25 protein-coding genes are annotated in these 20,718 nt (G+C 68.9%); 15 read left to right on the plus strand and 10 right to left on the minus strand.

Features of this window, described 5'->3' with window-relative positions:
• A partial coding sequence (locus ACWGIC_RS24915; protein WP_452078364.1) for a hypothetical protein occupies positions 1-184 on the plus strand: 184 nt, incomplete at its 5' end.
• A 97-nt stretch (positions 185-281) separates the two neighbouring features.
• On the opposite strand, the gene ACWGIC_RS24920 is transcribed toward ACWGIC_RS24915, so the two are convergent.
• Positions 282-1,187, minus strand: coding sequence for a hypothetical protein (locus ACWGIC_RS24920; protein WP_452078365.1), 906 nt, complete (start codon positions 1,185-1,187; stop codon positions 282-284).
• Positions 1,188-1,387: 200 nt separating this feature from the next.
• Between ACWGIC_RS24920 and ACWGIC_RS24925 the strand changes: the two genes are divergently transcribed.
• Together ACWGIC_RS24925 and ACWGIC_RS24930 are read left to right on the plus strand one after the other, a co-directional pair.
• Positions 1,388-1,894: a DUF4265 domain-containing protein gene (locus ACWGIC_RS24925; protein ID WP_452078366.1), complete on the plus strand. Its 507-nt coding sequence runs from the start codon at positions 1,388-1,390 to the stop codon at positions 1,892-1,894.
• 143 nt (positions 1,895-2,037) lie between these two features.
• The gene (locus ACWGIC_RS24930) at positions 2,038-2,232 is read left to right on the plus strand and encodes a PspC domain-containing protein (protein ID WP_009072943.1); all 195 of its coding nucleotides are present in this window, start codon (positions 2,038-2,040) and stop codon (positions 2,230-2,232) included.
• A 66-nt stretch (positions 2,233-2,298) separates the two neighbouring features.
• On the opposite strand, the gene ACWGIC_RS24935 is transcribed toward ACWGIC_RS24930, so the two are convergent.
• From ACWGIC_RS24935 to corA, 4 genes are all read right to left on the minus strand, one after another.
• Positions 2,299-2,646 (minus strand): ClpX C4-type zinc finger protein, encoded by a 348-nt coding sequence (locus ACWGIC_RS24935; RefSeq protein ID WP_452078367.1) that lies wholly within the window; start codon positions 2,644-2,646, stop codon positions 2,299-2,301.
• Between the two features lie 54 nt (positions 2,647-2,700).
• Positions 2,701-3,540: a chromosome partitioning protein ParB gene (locus ACWGIC_RS24940; RefSeq protein WP_452078368.1), complete on the minus strand. Its 840-nt coding sequence runs from the start codon at positions 3,538-3,540 to the stop codon at positions 2,701-2,703.
• Positions 3,537-4,190 (minus strand): metallophosphoesterase family protein, encoded by a 654-nt coding sequence (locus ACWGIC_RS24945; protein ID WP_452078369.1) that lies wholly within the window; start codon positions 4,188-4,190, stop codon positions 3,537-3,539. The genes ACWGIC_RS24940 and ACWGIC_RS24945 overlap by 4 nt, the downstream gene beginning before the upstream one ends.
• Before the next feature lie 197 nt (positions 4,191-4,387).
• Positions 4,388-5,476, minus strand: a complete 1,089-nt coding sequence (gene corA / locus ACWGIC_RS24950; protein ID WP_452078370.1) for a magnesium/cobalt transporter CorA — start codon at positions 5,474-5,476, stop codon at positions 4,388-4,390.
• 329 nt (positions 5,477-5,805) lie between these two features.
• On the opposite strand from corA, the gene ACWGIC_RS24955 reads away from it, so the two are divergent.
• A complete protein-coding gene (locus tag ACWGIC_RS24955; RefSeq protein ID WP_037815874.1) occupies positions 5,806-6,309 on the plus strand; it encodes a MaoC family dehydratase in 504 nt (167 codons plus the stop codon).
• A gap of 30 nt (positions 6,310-6,339) precedes the next feature.
• Positions 6,340-7,443: a DUF2332 domain-containing protein gene (locus ACWGIC_RS24960; RefSeq protein ID WP_452078424.1), complete on the plus strand. Its 1,104-nt coding sequence runs from the start codon at positions 6,340-6,342 to the stop codon at positions 7,441-7,443.
• 281 nt (positions 7,444-7,724) lie between these two features.
• Here ACWGIC_RS24960 and ACWGIC_RS24965 read toward each other — a convergent pair whose 3' ends face one another.
• On the minus strand, positions 7,725-8,126 hold the full coding sequence (locus ACWGIC_RS24965) for an NUDIX hydrolase (protein WP_452078371.1): 402 nt from the start codon (positions 8,124-8,126) through the stop codon (positions 7,725-7,727).
• A 167-nt stretch (positions 8,127-8,293) separates the two neighbouring features.
• Here ACWGIC_RS24965 and ACWGIC_RS24970 point away from each other — a divergent pair, with 167 nt between their 5' ends.
• From ACWGIC_RS24970 to ACWGIC_RS24995, 6 genes are all read left to right on the plus strand, one after another.
• The gene (locus tag ACWGIC_RS24970; protein ID WP_037815868.1) at positions 8,294-8,479 is read left to right on the plus strand and encodes a hypothetical protein; all 186 of its coding nucleotides are present in this window, start codon (positions 8,294-8,296) and stop codon (positions 8,477-8,479) included.
• 22 nt (positions 8,480-8,501) lie between these two features.
• Positions 8,502-9,062 (plus strand): PH domain-containing protein, encoded by a 561-nt coding sequence (locus ACWGIC_RS24975; RefSeq protein ID WP_009072960.1) that lies wholly within the window; start codon positions 8,502-8,504, stop codon positions 9,060-9,062.
• 67 nt (positions 9,063-9,129) lie between these two features.
• Positions 9,130-9,993 carry a PHP domain-containing protein gene (locus ACWGIC_RS24980; protein WP_452078372.1) on the plus strand — a complete coding sequence of 288 codons (864 nt, stop codon included), beginning with the start codon at positions 9,130-9,132 and terminating at the stop codon, positions 9,991-9,993.
• Between the two features lies 1 nt (position 9,994).
• A complete protein-coding gene (locus ACWGIC_RS24985; RefSeq protein ID WP_452078373.1) occupies positions 9,995-10,627 on the plus strand; it encodes a MarC family protein in 633 nt (210 codons plus the stop codon).
• A gap of 52 nt (positions 10,628-10,679) precedes the next feature.
• Positions 10,680-11,555, plus strand: coding sequence for a RecB family exonuclease (locus ACWGIC_RS24990; RefSeq protein ID WP_452078374.1), 876 nt, complete (start codon positions 10,680-10,682; stop codon positions 11,553-11,555).
• A gap of 473 nt (positions 11,556-12,028) precedes the next feature.
• Positions 12,029-12,469, plus strand: coding sequence for a hypothetical protein (locus ACWGIC_RS24995; RefSeq protein ID WP_452078375.1), 441 nt, complete (start codon positions 12,029-12,031; stop codon positions 12,467-12,469).
• A 5-nt stretch (positions 12,470-12,474) separates the two neighbouring features.
• Here ACWGIC_RS24995 and ACWGIC_RS25000 read toward each other — a convergent pair whose 3' ends face one another.
• Entirely contained in the window at positions 12,475-13,653 is a 1,179-nt protein-coding gene (locus ACWGIC_RS25000) for an Rv3212 family protein (RefSeq protein ID WP_452078376.1), read from the minus strand.
• 743 nt (positions 13,654-14,396) lie between these two features.
• A complete protein-coding gene (locus ACWGIC_RS25005; protein ID WP_452078425.1) occupies positions 14,397-15,992 on the minus strand; it encodes a DEAD/DEAH box helicase in 1,596 nt (531 codons plus the stop codon).
• 501 nt (positions 15,993-16,493) lie between these two features.
• Between ACWGIC_RS25005 and ACWGIC_RS25010 the strand changes: the two genes are divergently transcribed.
• Positions 16,494-17,177, plus strand: coding sequence for a ferritin-like fold-containing protein (locus ACWGIC_RS25010; RefSeq protein WP_452078377.1), 684 nt, complete (start codon positions 16,494-16,496; stop codon positions 17,175-17,177).
• 103 nt (positions 17,178-17,280) lie between these two features.
• Complete coding sequence (locus ACWGIC_RS25015; RefSeq protein WP_009072973.1) at positions 17,281-17,511, plus strand: DUF3107 domain-containing protein; 231 nt, start codon at positions 17,281-17,283, stop codon at positions 17,509-17,511.
• Positions 17,512-17,594: 83 nt separating this feature from the next.
• Here the strand turns inward: ACWGIC_RS25015 and ACWGIC_RS25020 are convergent, their stop codons facing one another.
• On the minus strand, positions 17,595-17,915 hold the full coding sequence (locus ACWGIC_RS25020) for a DUF4873 domain-containing protein (RefSeq protein WP_452078378.1): 321 nt from the start codon (positions 17,913-17,915) through the stop codon (positions 17,595-17,597).
• Positions 17,916-17,929: 14 nt separating this feature from the next.
• Positions 17,930-18,724, minus strand: a complete 795-nt coding sequence (locus ACWGIC_RS25025; protein ID WP_452078379.1) for a TetR/AcrR family transcriptional regulator — start codon at positions 18,722-18,724, stop codon at positions 17,930-17,932.
• A 116-nt stretch (positions 18,725-18,840) separates the two neighbouring features.
• On the opposite strand from ACWGIC_RS25025, the gene ACWGIC_RS25030 reads away from it, so the two are divergent.
• Positions 18,841-19,749: an AurF N-oxygenase family protein gene (locus ACWGIC_RS25030; protein WP_037816391.1), complete on the plus strand. Its 909-nt coding sequence runs from the start codon at positions 18,841-18,843 to the stop codon at positions 19,747-19,749.
• A complete protein-coding gene (locus tag ACWGIC_RS25035) occupies positions 19,746-20,648 on the plus strand; it encodes an alpha/beta fold hydrolase (RefSeq protein ID WP_452078380.1) in 903 nt (300 codons plus the stop codon). The genes ACWGIC_RS25030 and ACWGIC_RS25035 overlap by 4 nt, the downstream gene beginning before the upstream one ends.
• The last annotated feature ends 70 nt before the right edge of the window (positions 20,649-20,718 follow it).

The raw sequence follows: 20,718 nt of genomic DNA on the forward strand, positions 1-20,718 counted from the left end.
GAATCTGATTCCCTCAAGGAGCCCTTCACGGACGGACGGGGCCCTCTCGCGCGTGATGTTTGGCATGCGGAAACGGCTTGGGCGCTGGAGCTTGAGCACGACCATGGGCATCTGTGTGTGCCTGTTTCGCGAGCACGACCTGGAGGCGGTGGCCCGCACCGAGGGCCGGGTGCCCGGTTTGTGATCCTTTCGCTTGCCTGATCCTTACTGCGATCGTCATCTTCGGGGTGTTTCTGCAGGTTAGGACAAGGCTTCTCCGTGAAGGAGCCCTTCACGGACGTTCAGGGGATTCGCGAAAAGATCGTCGCCGCGGCGGTGCGGGCGGCGGGACAAGCCGCGTCCCCTCCCGCGCCGCTGGTGTCGACCACGCTCACCGTCGCCTGCTCCGCGCGTCCCGGCGTGGCAGGGGAGGGTTGCACCGTCCGGACGCGGCAAAACGCCCCGTCGGCCGCCACTCGTGCCACCCGGTTGCCGAGCGTTTCCGACGGCCCCGCCGGAGCCTGCCGCACCACCGCGAACTCCAGGCTCACCTTGTCGAGAATGCAGGAATGCCCGGCGAGCCCGGCCGTCGCGTCGCCGCCCTGTGCTCCGGACGCGCTGAGCATCGCGCAGGAATCCACCCGCCCCCACGACCGGTCCGGCAGTTGCGGATGCCGCACCCGATTGCCGGTCACCGCGGCGAGCACTCCGCCGACGATGTCGTCCGCCGCGGAGCACCGGTCCTCCGCACTGCCGCGATCGTCCCCGTCGGCGACCGAAACGGCCAGCCGGACCCCGTCGGCGAAGGTGATGGCCCGTCCGCACGTCCGATCCGGCACGAAACCGGCCTGCTGCACGGAAACGCCGTCCGGCACCTTGCCCGGGTACTCGTAGGCCTGCATGGTGGGATCGCGGTCGGCCGCGAGCGGCCCGATGGTGACCGTGCGCGGCCGCCCGGCCTGGACGAAGTCCGCCTGGCAAGCGGTGAACGACGAATCCGGCGTGTCGGCAGTGGTGTTCTTGAGCCGCTTCGGGTCGAGGAGGCTGCAGTAGTCGAGCGTGGCGAAGTCTCCGAGCGCCGCGATCGCGGTCAAGGGCACCGGCGTGGACTGCGCCGCCGGGGCCGGGGCAGACTCCGCGGAACATCCGGCTAGCGCGGCGAGGAGCACCGAACAGCCGACGGCGAGGACTCCGAGTGGGTTACGCACGGGGTGCAGTATCACCGTGGGTCGCGAAAAATCCAGCCCCGGCCGGGAAATCCCACACTTCGCTGCGTTATCACCGCTGGTCGGGCGGGTGCAGAAGGGAAAATGGGATTCGGCGACGGGGAAGCCTGGTCCGCGGGCTATGCCGGTCGGGCAGGGAAGCCGCGTGCCCGCTCGAGTGAAGGCGATGGCAAGCTTCGGCGGTGCCTGAACAAACCCGTCAATTCGATCAGCCGACGCACGTGAAGGTCGTGTTCGACCTGCCTTGCGACGGCGACGATTGGCCGCCGGTCCGCAGCGAAGGGCTGTGGGCGGTTCCGCTGGACCGGCCGGACCACGTGCGGCTGGACAACATCCCGTGGTTTGCCCGCGATACGGCCGAGGGCGACGTTTTCCGCGTCGAGCGGGACGCGGAAGGGGTGCTGCGGCCGGTCGAGCGGGTGGAGTGGTCCGGAAACTGCACTATCCGGATGATCGTCTGGCCGGACGGCCCGTTCGCGGGGGACCTGGGCCGCGTACTCGACCGCTTCGCCCCGTTCGGCTTCGAGGGCGAAGGGTTCGAGCGATTCAACATGGTCGCGTTCACTGTCCCGCCGGAAGCGGATCTGGTGGCGGCGAAGCGCGTGCTCAAAGCCGGTCGGGCAGACGGTTCGTGGGCTTGCGAGGAAGGCTGCGTCAGCCGGGAATGGCAAGCGGCAGGGGAGCTTTGACCTGCGAGTTCCCCGCACAACCCCGATTACTCCCCAGGTCCGGACCCCATCCCCTTAGGGGTCCGGATCGTCCCGCGGGGCGATGCGTCCCGGCCCCGGACGTGGTGCCATGGACCTACGAACCCAAACGGGAGGGGAACACCATGACCGCACCTGTCACCCACCGGCTGAGCCGGCCGCGGGAGGGGCGCATGATCGGCGGCGTCTGCGCCGGGCTCGCCCGTCGTTTCGGGACCACTCCGGGCAAGGTCCGGGTGCTCGCGCTGCTGTCGTGCCTGCTGCCGGGGCCGCAGTTCGTCGCGTACCTGATCCTGTGGGCCATCATCCCCAGCGACTGAGCAAGCCGCACCAGACCATTGTGATCGATCGGCCCTCTCCCGCCACCACACGGGAGGGGGTCCTTCTCATGTCCGCTCGGCGGAAAACCGTTCCCAGGCCGACTGTCGCGTCACCCCGAGCGCTTCGCCGATCCGCGCCCACGCCACCCCGCGTGCCCGCAGCAAATCCACCTGCTCCTGGATCCGCGCGTCCGTCTGCGCGCTGACCTTCGCCATCCGCGGGATGCTCTCGAGGATCTCCTCGTCCGATTTCCGCTCCCACAGCGTCACCTCGGGCGCGCCCGGCTCGTGTTTCCCGGCCAGGATCTGTTCGCACAGTCCGACGCATCCGTCGCAGATGTAGACCCCCGCGCCGGCGATCAGTTTGGCCACCTCGTCGGCCGGTTTGAGACAGAACGAGCAGTACGAAGTCATCAGCTACCTCCTGGTGTCAGGAACAGCCTGACACGTCAGGAGCTTCCTGACAAGTCACTGCTGGGCGCGCAGCGTCTCGATGACCTCCTCGTCCCAGCGGTGCGTCCGGATCAGCCGGTACCGTTCGCACGCGACCCACAGGTACGCCTCGGCCTCGGTGCGGTCGCCGATCAGATCGGCTTGCCGCAGCATCGCCACCACCGGGGTGAATTCCTCGTCGAACCAGCGTTGCGCGACGGTCGCGCGGTCGGTGAACCGGCCTTCGTCCTGCATGAGCCGGAAACCCCACGCCTCGACGTGCTCGCCGAGCTGCGCGTAGTTCCACGGATCCGTGACTAGCACCGAAGCGCGGGCATGACCGGAGAGCGGGACTCGTTCCAGGAACAACCGCCGGTAGTCCTTCACGATCAGGTCGCCGCGATACCGGATGCCGCTCGGGTTCAGTTTGGTGCGCACGACCGTCACCGAAGCTTCTATTGTGGACAGTCCTTGTGCCAGCGCGACCGAAACCCGGTGGTGGCCGTCAATAATGAAGTGCAGTTCGCCGACGCGGTACACCTCGATCGGCGGGATCGCTTCGCCGCGGCGGGCGGCCAGCGCGAGCCGTTCCCAGCGTTGCCGGACCCGGGCGGAGGTGGGCCGGAACCGGCGGTCGAAATCGCGGCTCCGGTCGACCGTGCCGACGATCGAGTCCAAAGTGATCACCCGGGTCCCGATCCGCGCTTCGCTGACGTAACCGAGTGCCTGCACCACTTCGTGGAACGGCAGCATGATGTTGACGTCGTCGGGTTCCCGGCGCAGCCACGTGGAAAGCCGCGACAGCACCTGCCGCCGCCGGGCTCGCAGGAAGTCGTTTTCGGCGTCGGCGCGCGGGAAACCGGTCGGTCGGGTCATCGCGAGAACTCCATCACCTGATAGCCCACTACATTGCGGATCCGGGTGCGGCCTGCCACGCGGTCGGGCACCGGTTCGCCGTGCGGGTGGATGTGTCCGTGCAGCAGCCACTGCGGCCGCAGGGTTTCGATCGTGCGGTGCAGACAGGTGAAACCTTGGTGCGGCGGGTCTTCGCGGTCGCCGAGATGCCGAGGCGGCGAATGCGTCAGCAGAATGTCGATTCCGTTGCCGTCGCGCCATTTCCGCCACCGGAAGCGCCGTTCCAGCCGCCGGGCCCGGCGGGCTTGCTGCCGCTGGGTCCACTGATTCGGGCCGTCGCGGTAGCGGATCGAACCGCCGAGCCCGGCGATCCGCAAGCCGGCGATGTCGACGACGCGGCCGTCGGCGTTGATTCCGCCCGCGGGGCCGGGCCATTCGGTCGGGAAACCGTCCTTCATGGACAGTCCGCCGTAGCGGGTGTAGCCGCTCAGGTCCGGATCGTGGTTGCCGGGGACGAACACGCACGGCACGTCGAGCATGCCGGCGAGGAATTCGAGATACGCGAACGGCAGATCGCCGGCAGCGACGACGAGGTCGACCCGCAGCGAGCGGACCGCCGGGGTCCACAGCCGCTCGTCGGCCTCGTCGGCCACCACCAGCGCTTTCGGCATGCGCCAAGGTTACGGCGCACGCGGCGTCACTTCATGCCGTGCGCGAATCCGGGGTTGAGCGCGATCATCGCGACGATGCCGACGATCCACACGAGGCAGAGGGCGAGGGCCCAGAACTTGAGGTTGGACAGCAACCGGGACATGACGAGACAAACCTCCTGCAACCGGGGGAAGAAAAGGGGACCGCGAGGGGGCGGCTACAACCAGCCGTTCTTCCGGAATATTCGGTACAGCAGCAGACAGATCGCGAGAATGACCGTGACCACGATCGGATAGCCGAACTGCCAGTGCAGTTCGGGCATGTAGTCGAAGTTCATGCCGTAGATGCCCGCGATCATCGTGGGCACCGTGATGATCGCCGCCCACGCGGTGATCTTGCGCATGTCGGTGTTCTGCTGCAGCGAGATCTTCGCGACGGTCGCGTCGACCAGGGTGCTGAGCAGTTCGTCGAACGCCGCGACGCGTTCGGACACCGTCGCGAGGTGGTCGGCGACGTCGCGGAAATACGAGCGGACCTCGTCCGGCACCAGCCGCGTGTAGCCCTCGGCGAGCCGCGACACCGGCGTGGCGAGCGGGACCACCGCACGCCGCAGTTCGAGCACTTCCCGCTTCATCAGGTAGATCTGCTCGGCGCTCACCGAGGACCGCGGCGCGAACACCTGCGCCTCGATCTCGTCGATGTCCGCCTCGATCCGGCTGGTGACCTCCAGGTAGTGGTCGACCACGTGGTCGGCGATCGCGTGCACGACCGCCGCCGCGCCGAGAGCGAGCCGCTCCGGATCGTCGTCGAGGTCACGGCGCAACCGGGCAAGGCCGGAGTGGTTGCCGTGCCGGACGGTGATCACGAAATCGCGGCCGAGGAACACCATCAGCTCGCCGGTTTCCACGATTTCGTTCGCCGTGGTCGGCGACTGGTGCTCGACGTAACGGACTGTCTTCAGCACCAGGAACAGCGTGTCGTCGTAGCGTTCCAGCTTCGGCCGCTGATGCGCCTCCAGCGCGTCCTCGACGGCCAGTTCGTGCAGGCCGAAGGTGTCCGCGATGCCCTGGATCTGGTCGGAATCCGGCTCGTGCAAGCCGATCCAGACGAACCCGGCGTGCCGCTTGCGCACCTCGCGGATCGCCTCGGCGTGCGTCCAGCGCCCGGGCAGCCGCTTGCCGTCGACATACACCGCGCAATCGACGACATAGGCCGACAGCGGCACCGGGATCGGCCGGTCGAGATTGGCCTTGGCCCGGTTGTTGCCGCGGCCGCGAAGGCCGCCTAGCGAGGGAATGGCAGGCATGGGTTCTCCTGGGCAGGCGTCGTGGAACACGAAGACGACGGCCAGGCGGACTGCGGCGTCCGTCCGGCGGCACCGTGGGTTCCCGGACGCGGGCCTACCAGGAGCGGAAAAGGCCGGCCGGCGGGGCGGGAACGCACGTACTACTAGGGAGCGGACTATCACCACTGCTCATGGGCGGTTCCTCACCTCCTTACAGCCGGGGCACGTCGTGGCGTGCGACGTGGCGGGGGTCGCGTTGACGCGCGATCACCGATGGTCGAGGGTACTCCTCACCACGGATACGTGTCGCACCTGGTTCGGCAGGTGTTACCCGGACAGGAGGCGCAAGCGTGCAATTCGGCCGGTATTACGAGGAGTTCGAGGTCGGCGCTGTCTACAAGCACTGGCCCGGCAAGACCGTCACCGAATACGACGACCATCTGTTCTGCCTGATCACGATGAACCACCACCCGCTGCACCTGGACGCGCACTACGCGGGCGAGACGACCGATTTCGGCAAGAACGTCGTGGTCGGCAACTACATCTACTCGCTGCTGCTCGGCATGTCGGTGCCCGACGTGTCCGGGAAGGCCATCGCGAACCTCGAGGTCGAATCGCTCAAGCACGTGAAGCCGACCTTTCACGGCGACACGATCTACGGCGAGACCGAGGTGCTCGACAAGACCCCGTCGAAGTCCAAGGACGACCGGGGAGTGGTGTACGTCGAGACGCGAGGGTACAAACAGGACGGCACCATCGTGTGCATTTTCCGGCGCAAAGTGATGGTGCCGAAGCGGTCCTACGGCGACACCCGCGGCGGGGAACAGCCCGGCCGTCCGACGCCGCACGAGTGATCGATCCGCCGAAGGGGAGCACGGGTGGCCATCGCCCTGGAGAAGATCAAGCAGACGCTGCGCAAGTTCGCCGAGGTGGAGGCGCGCGGAGTTTCGCCGCTGTATGACCACCTCGCCACGCACGCGGCCGAGGACGACGACGTCGCCGCGTTGCTGACCGACGCGCGCGGCGGAGAAGCGCGCGGCACCTTGCTGTTCGCCGCCGCGCACCGGCTGGTGCAGGCGGATCCGATTCATCCGCTGTCGCGGTACTACCCGTCGGTGGGCGGCTTCGACGGCGTCGACAGCGAGACGTGGCCGCTGTTCCGCTCCTTCCTGCTGGAGCGCGCGGACCAGGCCCGCGAGATCATCTCGACCCGCTACACGCAGACGAACGAGGTGCGCCGCGCGGCGCTGCTGTACCCGGCGGTCGCCGCGGCGGCCAAGGAAGCGGGCGGCAAGATCGCGTTGCTCGAGGTCGGCTGCAGCGCGGGATTGCTGCTGGGGCTCGACCGGTTCGGCTACCGCTACCAATGCGACGGCGGCGAGCAGCTCACCGCTGGTCCGGCCAAGGCCGCGGTCGGGCTGCACTGCGCGATCGACGTCGCGGATGGCGCCCGGTTGCCCAAGCTGCCCAAGAAGATCGCGGTGGCGGCACGGGCTGGCCTGGACCGGGCTCCGGTGGACCTCTCGGACGAGGACGAGCTGGCGTGGCTGGAGGCGTGCGTCTGGGCCGATCAGGTCGACCGGATCCGGTTGCTGCGCACCGCTGCCGCGGAACAGCGGAAGCACGCGCCGGAGCTGATCGCCGGGGACGCGGTGGACGACCTGGCCTCGGCAGCGTCGCGGCTGCCCTCGGAACTGCCGTTGGTGGTGCTGACGAGCCACGCGCTGGCGTACGTCGGAGACCGGCGCGCGGACTTCGTGGCCGAACTGGCGCGGCTGTCCTCGGCCCGGCCGGTGTGGTGGGTGAGCCAGGAGTTCTACCGGGGCGTGCTGGAGACCGTGTTGCCTGGGCGGGACGACCTGGCGGCGGGTTCGGAGGAGCCCGCGATGGCGATGCTCGGGCTGACGACCTGGGTGGACGGGAAACCCGAGGCCCGCGCGCTGGCCCGGACGGCGCCGCACGGCCAGCGGATGACCTGGCTGCCCTGAGCTGTCTCGTGCGCGGCGATCCCGGTGAGAACCGTGATCGCCGCGCACGACGGTCCTCGGCGCCGTGCGTAACCTGTGTCACATTCACCCCATCAGTCACACCGCTCCGCACGCGCCCGCGCCGGCGGACCGATGCGCGTCCGGCGATATCGAATACGCGTTCCGCGCATTTTCCGTGCTCATCGCGGATAGCTGAACGCCAGGGAAACTTTCCGGCAACTTCGCAATCCGTTCCGATTCGCGGACGCGGCCGCGCGCAATGCGGAAATGACCGCTCCGGGTTACGCGGCGGGCAACGCATTCCAGTCACGCAACGTCACCATGAGCTCGTCCACCAGGTGGCCAGCTTCGTCCAAATTGACCAGTTCGGCCGAGTTGACCCATCGCGCGTCGGTGGCGTCGTCGCCCGCGGTGAGGATTCCGCCGGTCCACGTGCATTCGTAGTCGTGGATGTCGAATCGGCCGCGAAGGACCGAGCCGGTCAATGTGTGCGGTCTCACGTCGAGCCCGGTCTCTTCGCGAAGCTCCCGGACCACCGCCTCGTGGTCCGTTTCGCCCGGTTCCACCCGCCCGCCGGGCAGCGACCACAGGCCTTTCCCCGGATCGTTCGCGCGCCGGATGAGCAGGAGTCTTCCCTGGTCGTCGAACACGATGCCGCCTACGCAGCGTTCGAGGCCGTCCATGCCGCGACGGTAGCCGACCCCGGCCGTACCCCCTAGCCGCCGGGAAGCTGTACACGGAGAGTAGCCGTACGGTACACTTCGAGCGCCTGGCTGACCCATGCGCGGGACTTTCCTCCCGCGTGAGTGGTCAGTGCGGTACAACGTAGAAAGTCAGTTTTCCGGGTGTCATGGAAGAGACGGGATTGATCGCTGTGAACGCGAAGAAGCTTGCGGGACTCGTGGGTATCGCGTTGGTGCTGTTCTTCGTGATCGCTCAGCCGGGCCATGCTGCCGGTCTTGTCAGCAACATTGTTGACTTCCTGCGCAGCTCGGCCGAATCGGTGATCACGTTCGTCAGCAACATCTTCCACTGACGACAGGGGATACCCTCGAACCATGTTCGCGCCACGCGACCCTGACGAGTACCTCCTCGACACCGAGCGGCGGGTCATCCGGATCCGCCGCCACTGGGCGGTGCTGCTCTGGGACACGTTCGAGGCAGCCGCGCTGCTGATCGTGTGCGTGCTGGTGTCGTATCTGCTGCCGCCGTCGATGTGGGTGGTGCAGAACATCCTCTGGTACGTCGCGCTGGCGGTGGTGCTGCGGTTCGCCTACGTGATCATCGAATGGTGGGTCGAACGGCTGGTCGTCACCGACAAACGGTTCGTGATGACCACCGGCGTCTTCACCACCAAGGTGCTGATGATGCCGATCAGCAAGGTCACCGACCTCACCTACCAGCGTTCGGCATGGGGCCGGATGCTGGGCTACGGCACGATGGTCGTCGAATCGGCCGGTCAGATCCAGGCGCTGAACCGGATCGACTACCTGCCGCGGCCCGAGGAGTTCTACGACACGATCTCCGAGCTCGTGTTCGGCGACAAGCAGAAGCAGGCCGAACGGTTCTCGATGATCAAGGCGCAGCGCGCGGCACGGGGCAAGAAGCCGGTCGGCTGACCCCCGCGGCGCGTCGGCGCTGGTCCCGGTGCCGGGGTGACGCAGCGCATCGTCGAGAATGGGTCCGATGCGCATCGACCTGCACGCCCACTCCACGGCCTCCGACGGTACCGACAGCCCTGCTGAGCTCGTCGGCGCTGCCGCGCGTGCCGGTCTCGACGTCGTCGCGATCACCGATCACGACACCACCGCTGGCTGGGAACCGGCCGCCGCGGCCCTGCCCGCCGGGATGACGCTCGTGCCGGGCGCGGAGCTGTCGACAGTGTCGATCGATCCGGACACCGGATACGAGATCAGCGTCCACCTGCTCGCGTACCTCTTCGACCCGGCCGCGCCCGCGATCGTCGCGGAACAGACGCGGCTGCGCATCGAACGGCGCACCCGGTTGCGGCGAATGGCCGAGCGCATGGCCGCGGACGGCCTCCCGGTCGACGCCGACGAAATCCTGGGCCTGTTGCCGGAAGACTCGCCCGCGGGACGTCCGCATCTCGCGCAGGCGCTCGTCCGCGCCGGGTTGGTCAGTTCGGTCGACGAGGCGTTCGGCGACTATCTGCACAGCCGTCGCGGCTATTACGTCGCACGCCGTGACACTCCGGTCGAGGAAGCGATCGACATGGTCACCGCGGCCGGCGGGGTCACCGTGATCGCGCACCCCTTCGCCTTCAGCCGCGGCGCGACGATCAGCGAGGACACCCTGCGCGACCTGGCGGCCCGCGGACTGACCGGCGTCGAGGTCAACCATCCCAACCACGACGCGGCCACCCGGGTGCGCACCCGCGAACTGGCCGACGAACTGGGCCTGGTCCGCACCGGGTCCAGCGACTATCACGGCACGAACAAGACGATCGGGCTCGGCCAGGAAACGACCGAACCGGACCAGCTGGAGGAATTGGTGGGGCGGGCGACCGGCTTCCAAGTGGTGAAGGGCTGAGATGGCCGTCTCGGATTTCTTCGACGCGAAGCTCTTCATGAGCGCGACGATCACCCTCGTCGTGATCATGGACCCGCCGGGAACGGTGCCGGTGTTCCTGAGCCTGGTCGGCCGCAAACCGATGGCCACGCGGGTGAAAGCGGCCCGGCAGGCGGTGCTGGTGTCGCTGCTGGTCATCTCGCTGTTCGCGGTGGCCGGGCAGGCGATCCTGGCGTATCTGGGCATCGGCATCCCGGCGCTGCAAGGCGCGGGCGGGTTGCTGCTGTTGCTGATCGCGCTGCAGCTGCTCACCGGCAACGCGGGCAGCAACGAGCCGGAGGCGGCCGAGGACGTCAACGTCGCACTGGTCCCGCTGGGCACCCCGCTGCTCGCCGGACCTGGCGCGATCGCGGCGACCATCGTCTTCGTCCGGCAGGCCGACGGTCATATCGGTGCCTACATCGCGCTGGCGCTGGCGATCGTGACGGTGCATTTCGTGCTGTACACCTGCATGCGGTTCTCCGGCGTGGTCATCCGGCTGATCAAGGAAAGCGGCATCACGCTCCTGGCGAAGATCGCCGGCCTGCTGCTCGCCGCGATCGCGGTGGAGCTGGTCGCGAATTCGGTGCAGGGCTTCATCGCCGGCGCTGGCTAGCTGACGGGCCCACGCCGGAAAGTGTCGGTGGGGGTGCGTAGCGTGGGCGTCGATGGAAGGGGGCGGCGTGAAAGAACAGCTGGGGTTCGACTTCGGCGTCGAGCAACCGCAGCGGCTCACCAAGGTGTCGCCGGCGCGGCTGAGCACCTTTGACGATTGTCCGCGCCGGTACCGGTTGGCGTATCTCGACCGGCCGACGCCGCAGCGCACCGGACCGTGGGCGCACAGCACGCTGGGTGCGGTGGTGCACAACGCGTTGCGCGCGCTTTTCGACCTGCCGGTGGCGAAACGGACGCCGCAGCGCGCGATGGCGCTGGTGTCCGAGCACTGGAAAGACGCCGGTTTCGCCGACGACGACCAGGCCGCGCACTACCGTGCGCGGGCGAAGGGCTGGGTCGCGGAGTACGTGGAGGACAACGACGTCAGCGACGATCCGGTGGGATTGGAACGCTGGGTGTCCGCACCGGTCAGCACGACCGGCGGCCGCCCGACGATGATCATCGAAGGCCGCGCCGACCGGATTGACCAGCGCGACGGCGAACTGGTGATCGTGGACTACAAAACCGGCCGCCGAGCCCCGGACGAACACGAGGCCAGGGCGTCTCAGGCGCTGGCGATGTACGCGGTGGCCGCTACCCGCACCCTGCGCATGCCGTGCACAAAGGTCGAACTGCACCATCTGCCGTCCGGCACGATCGCCGCGGCGGAACACACGCCGGAAACCCTGAAGCGGCACCTGGAACGCGCCGAGGAGACCGCCGGAGATTTGCGGCTGGCAGCAGATACCCTTGACGCAGGCGGCGACGGAGACACGTTGTTCCCCGCCCGCCCCGACCGCCGCTGCGCCTGGTGCGACTTCCGCCCGAGCTGCGCAGCGGGACAGCAGACAGCTCCTGCCGCGCAACCGTGGGATTTGCTTGCGCCGTAGGGGGTTTCCCGAGATGTGGATTGGACCCGAGGATCGTGGCGGCACCGGACATTGAGGAAGCGGCCCGCAGGAAGGCGGCTGACGCGCGGGGGCGTGGGGTCGACGGGGTGCGCGGTGGTACGGCTGCGGGCTCGGTTCGCGGTGCTGTGGCTGGAGATCGGGACGCTCGTGAGGCTGCGGTTGAGGGGCGGGGCGCTCGCGGGGCGGCGGCTGTTCGCGGTGCGGCGGGGAAGGATCCTGCCGGGGTGAGGAATGGCGGGGCCGGTGACGAGCGTCGTGCAGCGGGTGGGCGCGGGGGTCGGGCGGTGCGCAGGTCTGCAGCGGACGCTCGTGCGGTTGCGGGCGACGGCAACGCGACGACGGAAGATCGCGCGGCTGTCCCCGACGCGGCACTCCGGAAATCGGCGGATGACCGCGCGGCCGCGAAGCGCACGGCTGCGGTTATGCATGACTCAGCGGCAAACGATCGCACCATGACCGACCCTGAAGAGGCGGCCCAAGACTCGGCAGCGGCTGACGTTGCCGTTATCCATGACTCCGCCACCGGAACCGGGGCAGCGAACAGCGCGGCTGCCCATGAAACACCCGCTAGCAACGCCAAAGCAGCCCCCGAGCGTTACGAATCCTCCGCCAAGCGGAAGCCTCGCGGACGGTGGTGGCGCGGGTTCACCGGGTCGGTCGCCGCAGGGATGGCAGTTCTCGCCGTCGGCGTGCTTGTGGTCGGTGTGTTGTGTCTCGTGAACGGAGCCTCCGGGCCAGGGGCGCTCAAGCTCATCGGCCATCCCGTCGCCGCGGTGATTATGCTTGCGCTGCAACGGATCGCCGACCGTCGAACCGGGAAAGTGGCGGCGTCTGCCGGGGCTGGGGTGCTGGTCGTCGCGGCGGTGGCGTTCGGTGTGTTGTGGTGGATCTGAGGCGATCAGCGCAGGGCGACGACGTTCGGGCCGCGTTGTTCCAGCAGCACCGGGCCTAGCGCGGTGAGGCGGACCGGGCCGGTGTAGGCGCCGCGGTCGACGCCGACTGTGCGTAGCGTCGCGCCGTTCGTTTCGTCCAGTACGGCCAGTCCTCCGCGGATGGGCACCACCAACTGGGTCGCGAAGGTGATTCCGGGGCCGAGCGTACCGTCCAGGGTCCAGCGCGGCGACAGGTCGTCTCGCGACAGCGCAACGGTTTTTGAGCCGCTGTACCAGTAAATCCCCGCTGCGGTGCGGGTCGTCGCCTCGGTGCCGCCGACCGGATCGTTCGCTACGTCCGAAGCGGGGAGATCCATCGGGTAGGCGGCTTTTTGCGAACCGTCCGCGCCGTAGACGACGTACAGCTTCTGGTCCGGCAGCAGGACGCCGGTGAGGTCGCCGGACATCGCGATCACCCGGGCCCGCTTGCCTGCCAGCAGCGCGGTGTAGGTGACCTTCGGTTCGTCCTCGTGTTCGGCGGTCGCCTTGTAGACGGTCAGCCGGTCGGTCCGGTCGCCGGGGCAGCGTTCGATCACGCCGATTTTGTCGGCTGCCGCTGCTACGGTTCCGTAAGTGCAGTTGGGGCGCGGTTGCTTGTTCGCGTTTTGCAGGAACGGGACTTTGCCGTACTCCATGCTCTTCACGAGATCGTCGCGCCACGTGTCGAGGAGATGCTTGCCCGTCGTCGTGACGTGGCTGCCGTCGTTGACCAGGCGGGTGCCCAGTTCGGCGTCGCCGTTGCGCTGGGCGGTGATGCGGCCGGTGGCGGGGTCGAGCTGGGTGACCTCGCTGCAGCCCACTGTCTTGTGGTACACCGCGTTGATCCGGCCCCATGCGGTGTCCACAGTGCACAGTTGCAGGTTTTCGCGGGTGTAGTGCCAGCGGATCTGCCCGGTGAGCGGATCGCGCCCGGCGACCTCGCTGCCGTCCGCGGTGGTGACGGTGTCGGACTGTCCGATCGGGATCGGCGTCGCCGAACTCGGAGCCTGCCACAGCTGCGTCATCGACCCGGGCACGGCGGTCGGCGGCGAGGGGAGTGCGTGCGGCGGATCCGCCAGTGCCCGGCTGGTGTGCAGGTTGTCGCTCGTGGCGGCGACGATCGCGGCGACCACCGCGACCACGACGACGATCGCCCCCGCGATCACCCGGTCCCGTCCCCGGTTCCACGGCGAGCGGCGGGCTTTCCCTGGCGGCGCAACGGGATCCGCGGGGGTGACGGGCTGGCGGGGGAGGAGGTTTTCGGAACCGTAGGGGGTGCTGCTGACCCCGGCGGTCGTGGATTCGCCTGTGACGCGGGCGATCGGGCCGGTTTGTTCCTCGGGGGTGACCGGGGGGATCGCGGCGTGGGCACCGGCGGATGGCTGTTCGTCAGCTGGCGCGGCAGGGGCTGCGGGCGGTGAGCTGGGAACGGCGGATGGGTTTTCGGGAGAGCCGCTGGGGGCTGGCGTGGTGGAGCTTGCGGAGAGCCCGCTCGGTGTGGTGGGAGCGTTTCCGGCTGAGCTGCCTGAGGCTGCCGTGGTGGAGCCTGCGGAGAGCCCGCCTGGCGCGGCGGAAGTGTTCCCGGTGGTGTTGCCTGGCGCTGCTTCGGTCAAGCTTGCGGAGAGCCCGCCTGGCGCAGCAGAAGTGTTCCCAGCGGAGCTGCCTGAGGCTGCCGCGGTAGAGCCTGCAGAGGGCTCGTCCGGCGCGGCGGAAACCTCGCCCGGCTCGCCGGGGCCACCCTCAGCAGCCGAAGCGTCTTCACCCGACGCGGACGCCCCGGCCGGAGTGTCCGGCCGGGGGCGTTCGTCGGGATTCGCGGGAGTGCCCGCTACGTTCGATCCGGGTTCGGGGGGCGTTTCGTCGGTGCCGTTCCCGTGGTCGTTCACGTAACTGACTCCCGGTGTGTCGCTCAGTCTGCCGACGCAGGTGTATCAGATGCGGACGGACGACGGCGACGGCGGCGGCGTGCCGGACGTTCCGCGGTCTCGCCGGAATCGGACGCCGTCGCGTTGCCGGTGGACGTCGCCGGGCCGGTCGCGTCGGCTCCCGAGCGGGTGCGGCGGCGGGTCCGGGGGCGCTCTTCCTGCTGCTCAGCGGGGGTCGAGGCGGTGGCATCCGCGGCTTCGACGGCCGCTGCGGCACGGGCACCGCCACGGGTCCGCTTGCGCGGGGTCCGGTTGCGCTTGCGCGGGGCTTCCTCCTCCGCGGACGAAGACTCAGGCGAAGCAGCGGAGCCGCGACGGCCCCGGCGCTTGCCGCCCAGGTCCTCTTCCTTCTCGGCGGACAGGCCGGCGCGGGTGCGCTTCGACAGCGGCAGCCTGCCCTTCGTGCCCTCCGGAATGCCCAGGTCGCTGTACAGATGCGGCGACGACGAGTACGTCTCCACCGGCTCTGCCAGGTCGAGGTTCAGCGTGTCCGAGATCAGCTTCCAGCGCGGTTCCTCGTCCCAGTCGACGAGCGTGACCGCGACACCCGTGCGGCCCGCGCGGCCGGTGCGGCCGATGCGGTGCACGTAGGTCTTCTCGTCCTCGGGGCACTGGTAGTTGATCACGTGCGTGACGTCGTCGATGTCGATGCCGCGCGCCGCGACGTCCGTCGCCACCAGGACGTCGACCTTGCCCGAGCGGAACGCGCGCAGCGCCTGCTCGCGCGCGCCCTGGCCGAGGTCGCCGTGCACCGCGGCGGCCGCGAAACCGCGTTCCACCAGGTCGTCGGCGATCTTCTGGGCGGTGCGCTTGGTGCGGCTGAAGATCATCGTGAGCCCGCGGCCCTCGGCCTGCAGCGCCCGCGCGATCAGCTCGGTCTTGTCCATCGAGTGCGCGCGGTAGACGAACTGCGCCGTGCGCTCGTGGATCGCGCCCGCGTCGTTCTCCTCGGCCCGGATGTGCGTGGGCTGGTTCAGGAACGTCCGGGCGAGCGTGATGATCGGGCCCGGCATCGTGGCGGAGAACAGCATGGTCTGCCGCTGGTCCGGCACCATCCGGAGGATCCGCTCGATGTCCGGCAGGAAGCCGAGGTCGAGCATCTCGTCGGCCTCGTCGAGGACGAGCCCGCGGATCTTGCCGAGCACCAGGTGCTGCTGCTCGGCGAGGTCGAGGAGCCGTCCCGGCGTGCCGATGACGACGTCGACGCCCTTGCGCAGCGCCTCGATCTGCGGCTCGTACGGCCGTCCGCCGTAGATCGCCAGCGTGCGGATGCCGAGGTGCTTCCCGGCCCCCTTCAGGTCGTTCGCGACCTGGATGCACAGCTCGCGCGTGGGCACCACGACCAGTACCTGCGGGGTGCCGTCGCCGGGCACCTCGACGCGGTGCAGCAGCGGCACGCCGAAGCCGAGCGTCTTGCCCATGCCGGTGCGGGCCTGGCCGATGAGGTCGTCGCCGGCCATGGCCAGCGGCAGGGTCAGCGCCTGGATGGCGAACGTGTGCTCGATGCCCGCTTCGGCGAGCGCTTTGACGATTTCCGGCTTCACACCGAAGGACTCGAACGTCGGCGCCTCTTCGGTCACCGGGGCACCGGCCTGCAGCGGGTGCGACGTGTCGAGTGCGGCCGGTCCGTTTTCGCTGTGCTCGAGAGCGACGGCGGCGGTGGCCTGCACGGTTTCGGTCTGTTCGGTTGTGGACTGTTCTGCGGTCAGGGTGATCGCCTCTCTCGTGACCAGCGCGCACAGGCCGGTTGTCACTCGACACTCGACCGGGGGCCTGACTCGCACCTGCGCCTCGTCTGCGGAGGTCGTTGGTGCCGGAGCCGCCCTCCCGGGAATGCCGCTAGGAGGCGTGCACGCACACTTGCGGCGAACCCCGGTCGCCCTGGTGGCACCGGCCGTTCGCCTGGTTCCCGCCGCTCCCGGGGCCTCTCGAAAAAAGGCGGTCCGGCGCGGCGAAGCTCTTTTTATCCGACCCCACTGTACCTGGTCAGGTGTTTTCCGGGGAATACCGGGAGCGGCGGCGCGGCGTGGGATCGGTCTCTTCACGGCGCGGGCCTGCGGTTCGGCGATACCCTCGTCGCCGTGACCGACCCCGCCGCGCCCGCAGAGCCCGCCGCATCCCCGCCCACGATCAGCGAAGGCGTCGTCGACCTGCTCGGCGTGATCGCCTACCTGGAGCTGTCCGCGTTCGACCGGATGGCCGAGGACGCCCGCACCGCGCCGACGCTCGCCGGCCGCGCCGCGCTCGCCTCGATGGCGGCCGCGGAGATCGGGCACCTCGATCTGCTGACGAAGCATCTGGCCGCGAACGGCGTCGCGGTCGAGGACGCGATGGCGCCGTTCGTGTCGCAAGTGGACGCCTGGCACGCCTCCACCCGGCCCAAATCGTGGCTGGAGTCGCTGGTCAAGGCGTACGTCGGGGACGGGCTCGCGGCCGATCTCTACCGCGAGATCGCGAACTGGCTCGACCCCGAGACCAAGGATCTGGTGCTGACCGTGCTCGCCGACACCGGGCATTCGGCGTTCGCCGAACGCGAAGTCGCGGCCGGGATCAAGGCCGATCCGAAGGCCCGCGACAAGCTCGCGCTGTGGGGACGGCGGCTGCTCGGCGAGGCGCTCACGCAGGCGCAATACGTGGTGGCCGAACGCGATGGCCTGGCCGAACTGATCGTCGCCGGGTCCGGCGATCTCGCGGGAATCGGCGCGCTGTTCCGCCGGTTGCAGCAAGGGCACACCAAGCGCATGCAGGCGCTGGGGCTGGGCTGAGCGAGTGGTCGCGAGTCACCTGCTGGTCGCGCGCCACCGCGGCGGCCCGCTTCGGTTAGCCTTGCCGGGCGTAGTCACAACGAGTTTCCAGCGGAGGTCCCACGTGGAGGTCAAGATCGGCATCAAGGACACGCCGCGCGAGCTGGTGGTGTCCAGTGGCCAGACTCCCGAAGAGGTGGAGAAGCTGGTCGCCGAGGCGCTGACGGCCGGTGACGGGCTCTTCCGCCTCAACGACGAGAAGGGCCGCAAGTACCTGGTCCCGTCCGACCGCATCGCGTACGTCGAAATCGCTCCGTCCGACGTCCGCAAGGTCGGCTTCGGCGTCGGCGACTGACCCAGCTTCAAAGTCCGTGAAGGGCTCCTTCCGGGAATCAGATTCCCGGAAGGAGCCCTTCACGGCTTTTCGGGGACCGGTCGTCAGGCGGTGGCTTCTTCGACCTCGGCGAGGGTCTTCGGGACCGCGAACGGCGGCGTGGACGTGCCGGTGAGCCGGTAGCGGCCCCACGGGTCAGGGTCGGACAGTTCGCCCTCGGCGGTGTGCTCGCCGATCCGCACCTCGCACGCTTTCTTGCGCCCGCCGACCGCCTCGGTCAGCTTCGGGTCCGCGGCGACGCGGCCGTACCAGTGGTAGTAACCGTCGATCGGCTGGAAATAGCCGCGCAGATCGACGTTCGCGGCGATTTCCGTGCCGTCGACGACCAGCGTCGCCGAGCCCGTGTAGCCGTCTTCGTCGCTCATCCGGGATCCTCTCGTCAGCCGGCCTCGTCGCCGGCGGCGGTGTCGTTCTCGGTCCGTCCGAGCTGGACGACCTTGTTCTCCTCGAGCGGCAGGTTCGGGTCGATCACCACGCCTTGCTGGCGGGTGAGCCCGTCGATCGCCGCCCAGATGATCTGGGTGAGGTACTCGACCACCGAATCGCGGCCCATCGATCGCCGGTCCAGCCACCATTCGCCGGTGCTCTGGACCATGCCGACGATCCCGTGCGCCCACGGTTCGGCCGCGCCGGAGTCCATGTTGAACATCCGCATGTAGTCGCCGAGCAGTGCGGTCAGCGCGGTGGCGATGACCTCCTTGTCCTCCGCGACGACGTCCGAATCGGTGGTTTTGCCCGGCAGCCCGCCGTGTGCCAGCAGGCGGTACAGGTTCGGATGTTCTTCGATGACGCCGAAGAACGCGTCGAGCGCCATCCGGATCCGCGGCACCGGCGCGAGTTCCGCGTTGATCGCCGGGATCAGCCGTTCGAAAAGGATCTCCGTACCGCGCTGCCCGAGCGCGACGTACAGGTCCGCCTTGTCCTCGAAATGCCGGTACAGCACGGGTTTCGTGACGCCCGCTTCGGCGGCGACGTCCTCCATGCCGAGTTCTGGACCGTGTGCGTCGAGCGCGCGCAACGCCGCCTCGACGAACTCCGCGCGGCGCGCGATGCGGTGCTTGCGCCAGCGATCACGGCGGGCGTCGCCGGTGCCGCCGGCGCTCGTCTCGGTGTCGGCTGCCTGCTTGCCGGACTGCTTGCTGGAGCGCTTGACACGTTCGATCACGGCGGTCATGCTACCAGAGGTAACTGTTACCACGGGTTACATGTTCTGGAGCACAGTTCCCGTGGGAGCAGGCGGGACGCGGCTTCTCGATTCAACGGCGAGTCAGGCGCTGAAAGGGGCTGATGATGACGCGGACGCTCAAGGTGACCGACCGGGAAGCGACGGCACAGCGGTTGCTGAAGTCGGCGGCGAACAAGTTCTACGACCCGGATGTCGACATCGACTGGGACGCGCCGCTGGTCGAGGGCAAGCGGTACATCCTGCCGGAGCGCTCGTCGCTCTACGGCACCCCGCTGTGGGACCGGCTGAGCCCGGAACAGCGGATCGAGCTGGGCAAGCACGAGATGGCCAGCATCGCGACCACCGGGCTGTGGTTCGAGATCCTCCTGATGCAGATGCTGCTCAAGGAGGTCTACGCACAGGACCCGACGACGGCGCACGCGCAGTTCGCGCTCACCGAGATCGCCGACGAATGCCGGCACTCCACGATGTTCGCGAGGATGTCCGCGCGGATCGGCTGCCCGACCTACGGTCCGGTGCCGGTGCTGCGGCAGTTCGCGAAGCTGATGCCGACCATTTCCTACGGCCCGGCGCGCTACGGCGCGATCCTGGTCGCCGAGGAGGTGCTCGACCGGCTGCAGCGCGAGCAGATGAACGACGACCAGATCCAGCCGCTGGTCCGGATGGTGAACCGGATCCACGTGCTGGAGGAGGCGCGGCACGTCACCTTCGCCCGCGAGGAAGTCACTCGCGGGATGGCGAAGCTCGGCCGCGCGGAGGTCGCCTACCAGCAGTTCAGCATCGCGCTGATCTCGTACTTCGTGACGCGGGCGTTCATCAACCCGAACGTCTACAAGGCGGTCGGGATCCGGCCGCGCGAGGGCGTCGAGACGGCGCTGAACAACCCGCATTGGCGCGCGACGATCGCGTGGGCCGGGGAGAAGATCATGCCGTTCCTGCAGGAGTCCGGTCTCGTCGGGCTGCCCGGGAAACCGTTCTGGCGTAAGTCTTTCCTGCTGCCGGAGGGTAAATGACTACCGTAGAGCGGCTGCGTAATCCCGCCCGCGAGCATCGGTTCGTGACCGGTGACGGCTGTGCGCTGCACGTCGAAATGAGCGGCCCGGCCGACGCCGCGGTCACGCTGGTGCTGGTGCACGGCTGGACGCAGGACCACCGCACGTGGGACGGCGTCGTCGACCACCTCGGTCCCGGTGTCCGGACGTTGCGCTACGACCTGCGCGGGCACGGCGGTTCCGCGGCCGCGACCAAGGAAACGGGCACGATTCCGCGGCTGGCCGACGATCTGGCCGAGCTGATCGCCGCTCGCGTGCCCTCGGGTCCGCTGGTGCTCGCCGGGCATTCGATGGGCGGCATGACCATGATGGCGCTGGCCGAACGGCATCCGGAGCTGGTGCGCGACCGGGTCGTCGGCGCGGCGTTCGTGGCGACGTCGTCGGGCCAGATGGACCGGATCACGCTGGGGCTGCCCGGAATGGCGGGCCAGTTCTCCGCGCGGTTCGAGCGCCGGCTGGCGAAGGCGCTGTCGCACCGCAAGGGCGAGCGGCTGCCGTTGAGCCCGGCGATGGTGCGTTCGGGCGCGCGGTTCCTCGTGTTCGGCGACCGTCCGCGCCGCGCGGACCTCCGGCTGGTGGCGGATCAGCTGTTGTGCGCGCATCCGGCGAGCCTCGGCGCGTTCCAGGACGCGATTTCGACGCATGACTGTCGCGTCGCGCTGGCGACCCTGCGCGGTACTCCGTCCGTGGTGCTGGCGGGGGAGAAGGACCGGCTTTGCCCGCTGCCGCACGCGAAAGTGATCGCGGACGAGCTGCCGGACGCGGAGTTTGTCCGTTTTCCCGGTGCTGGGCACATGCTGCCGCAGGAGCGCGCGGCCGAGGTCGCGGTGCGAATCGGGGCTTTGCTGCGGGTTTCGTGACCCTGCGCGTTCGCGCTCGTACCTGACTGTCGGCTGTTCCCAGCCGCCCGGCGCTGTCACGCTGGGTGGT

This window comes from Amycolatopsis sp. NPDC054798, from assembly GCF_053611505.1.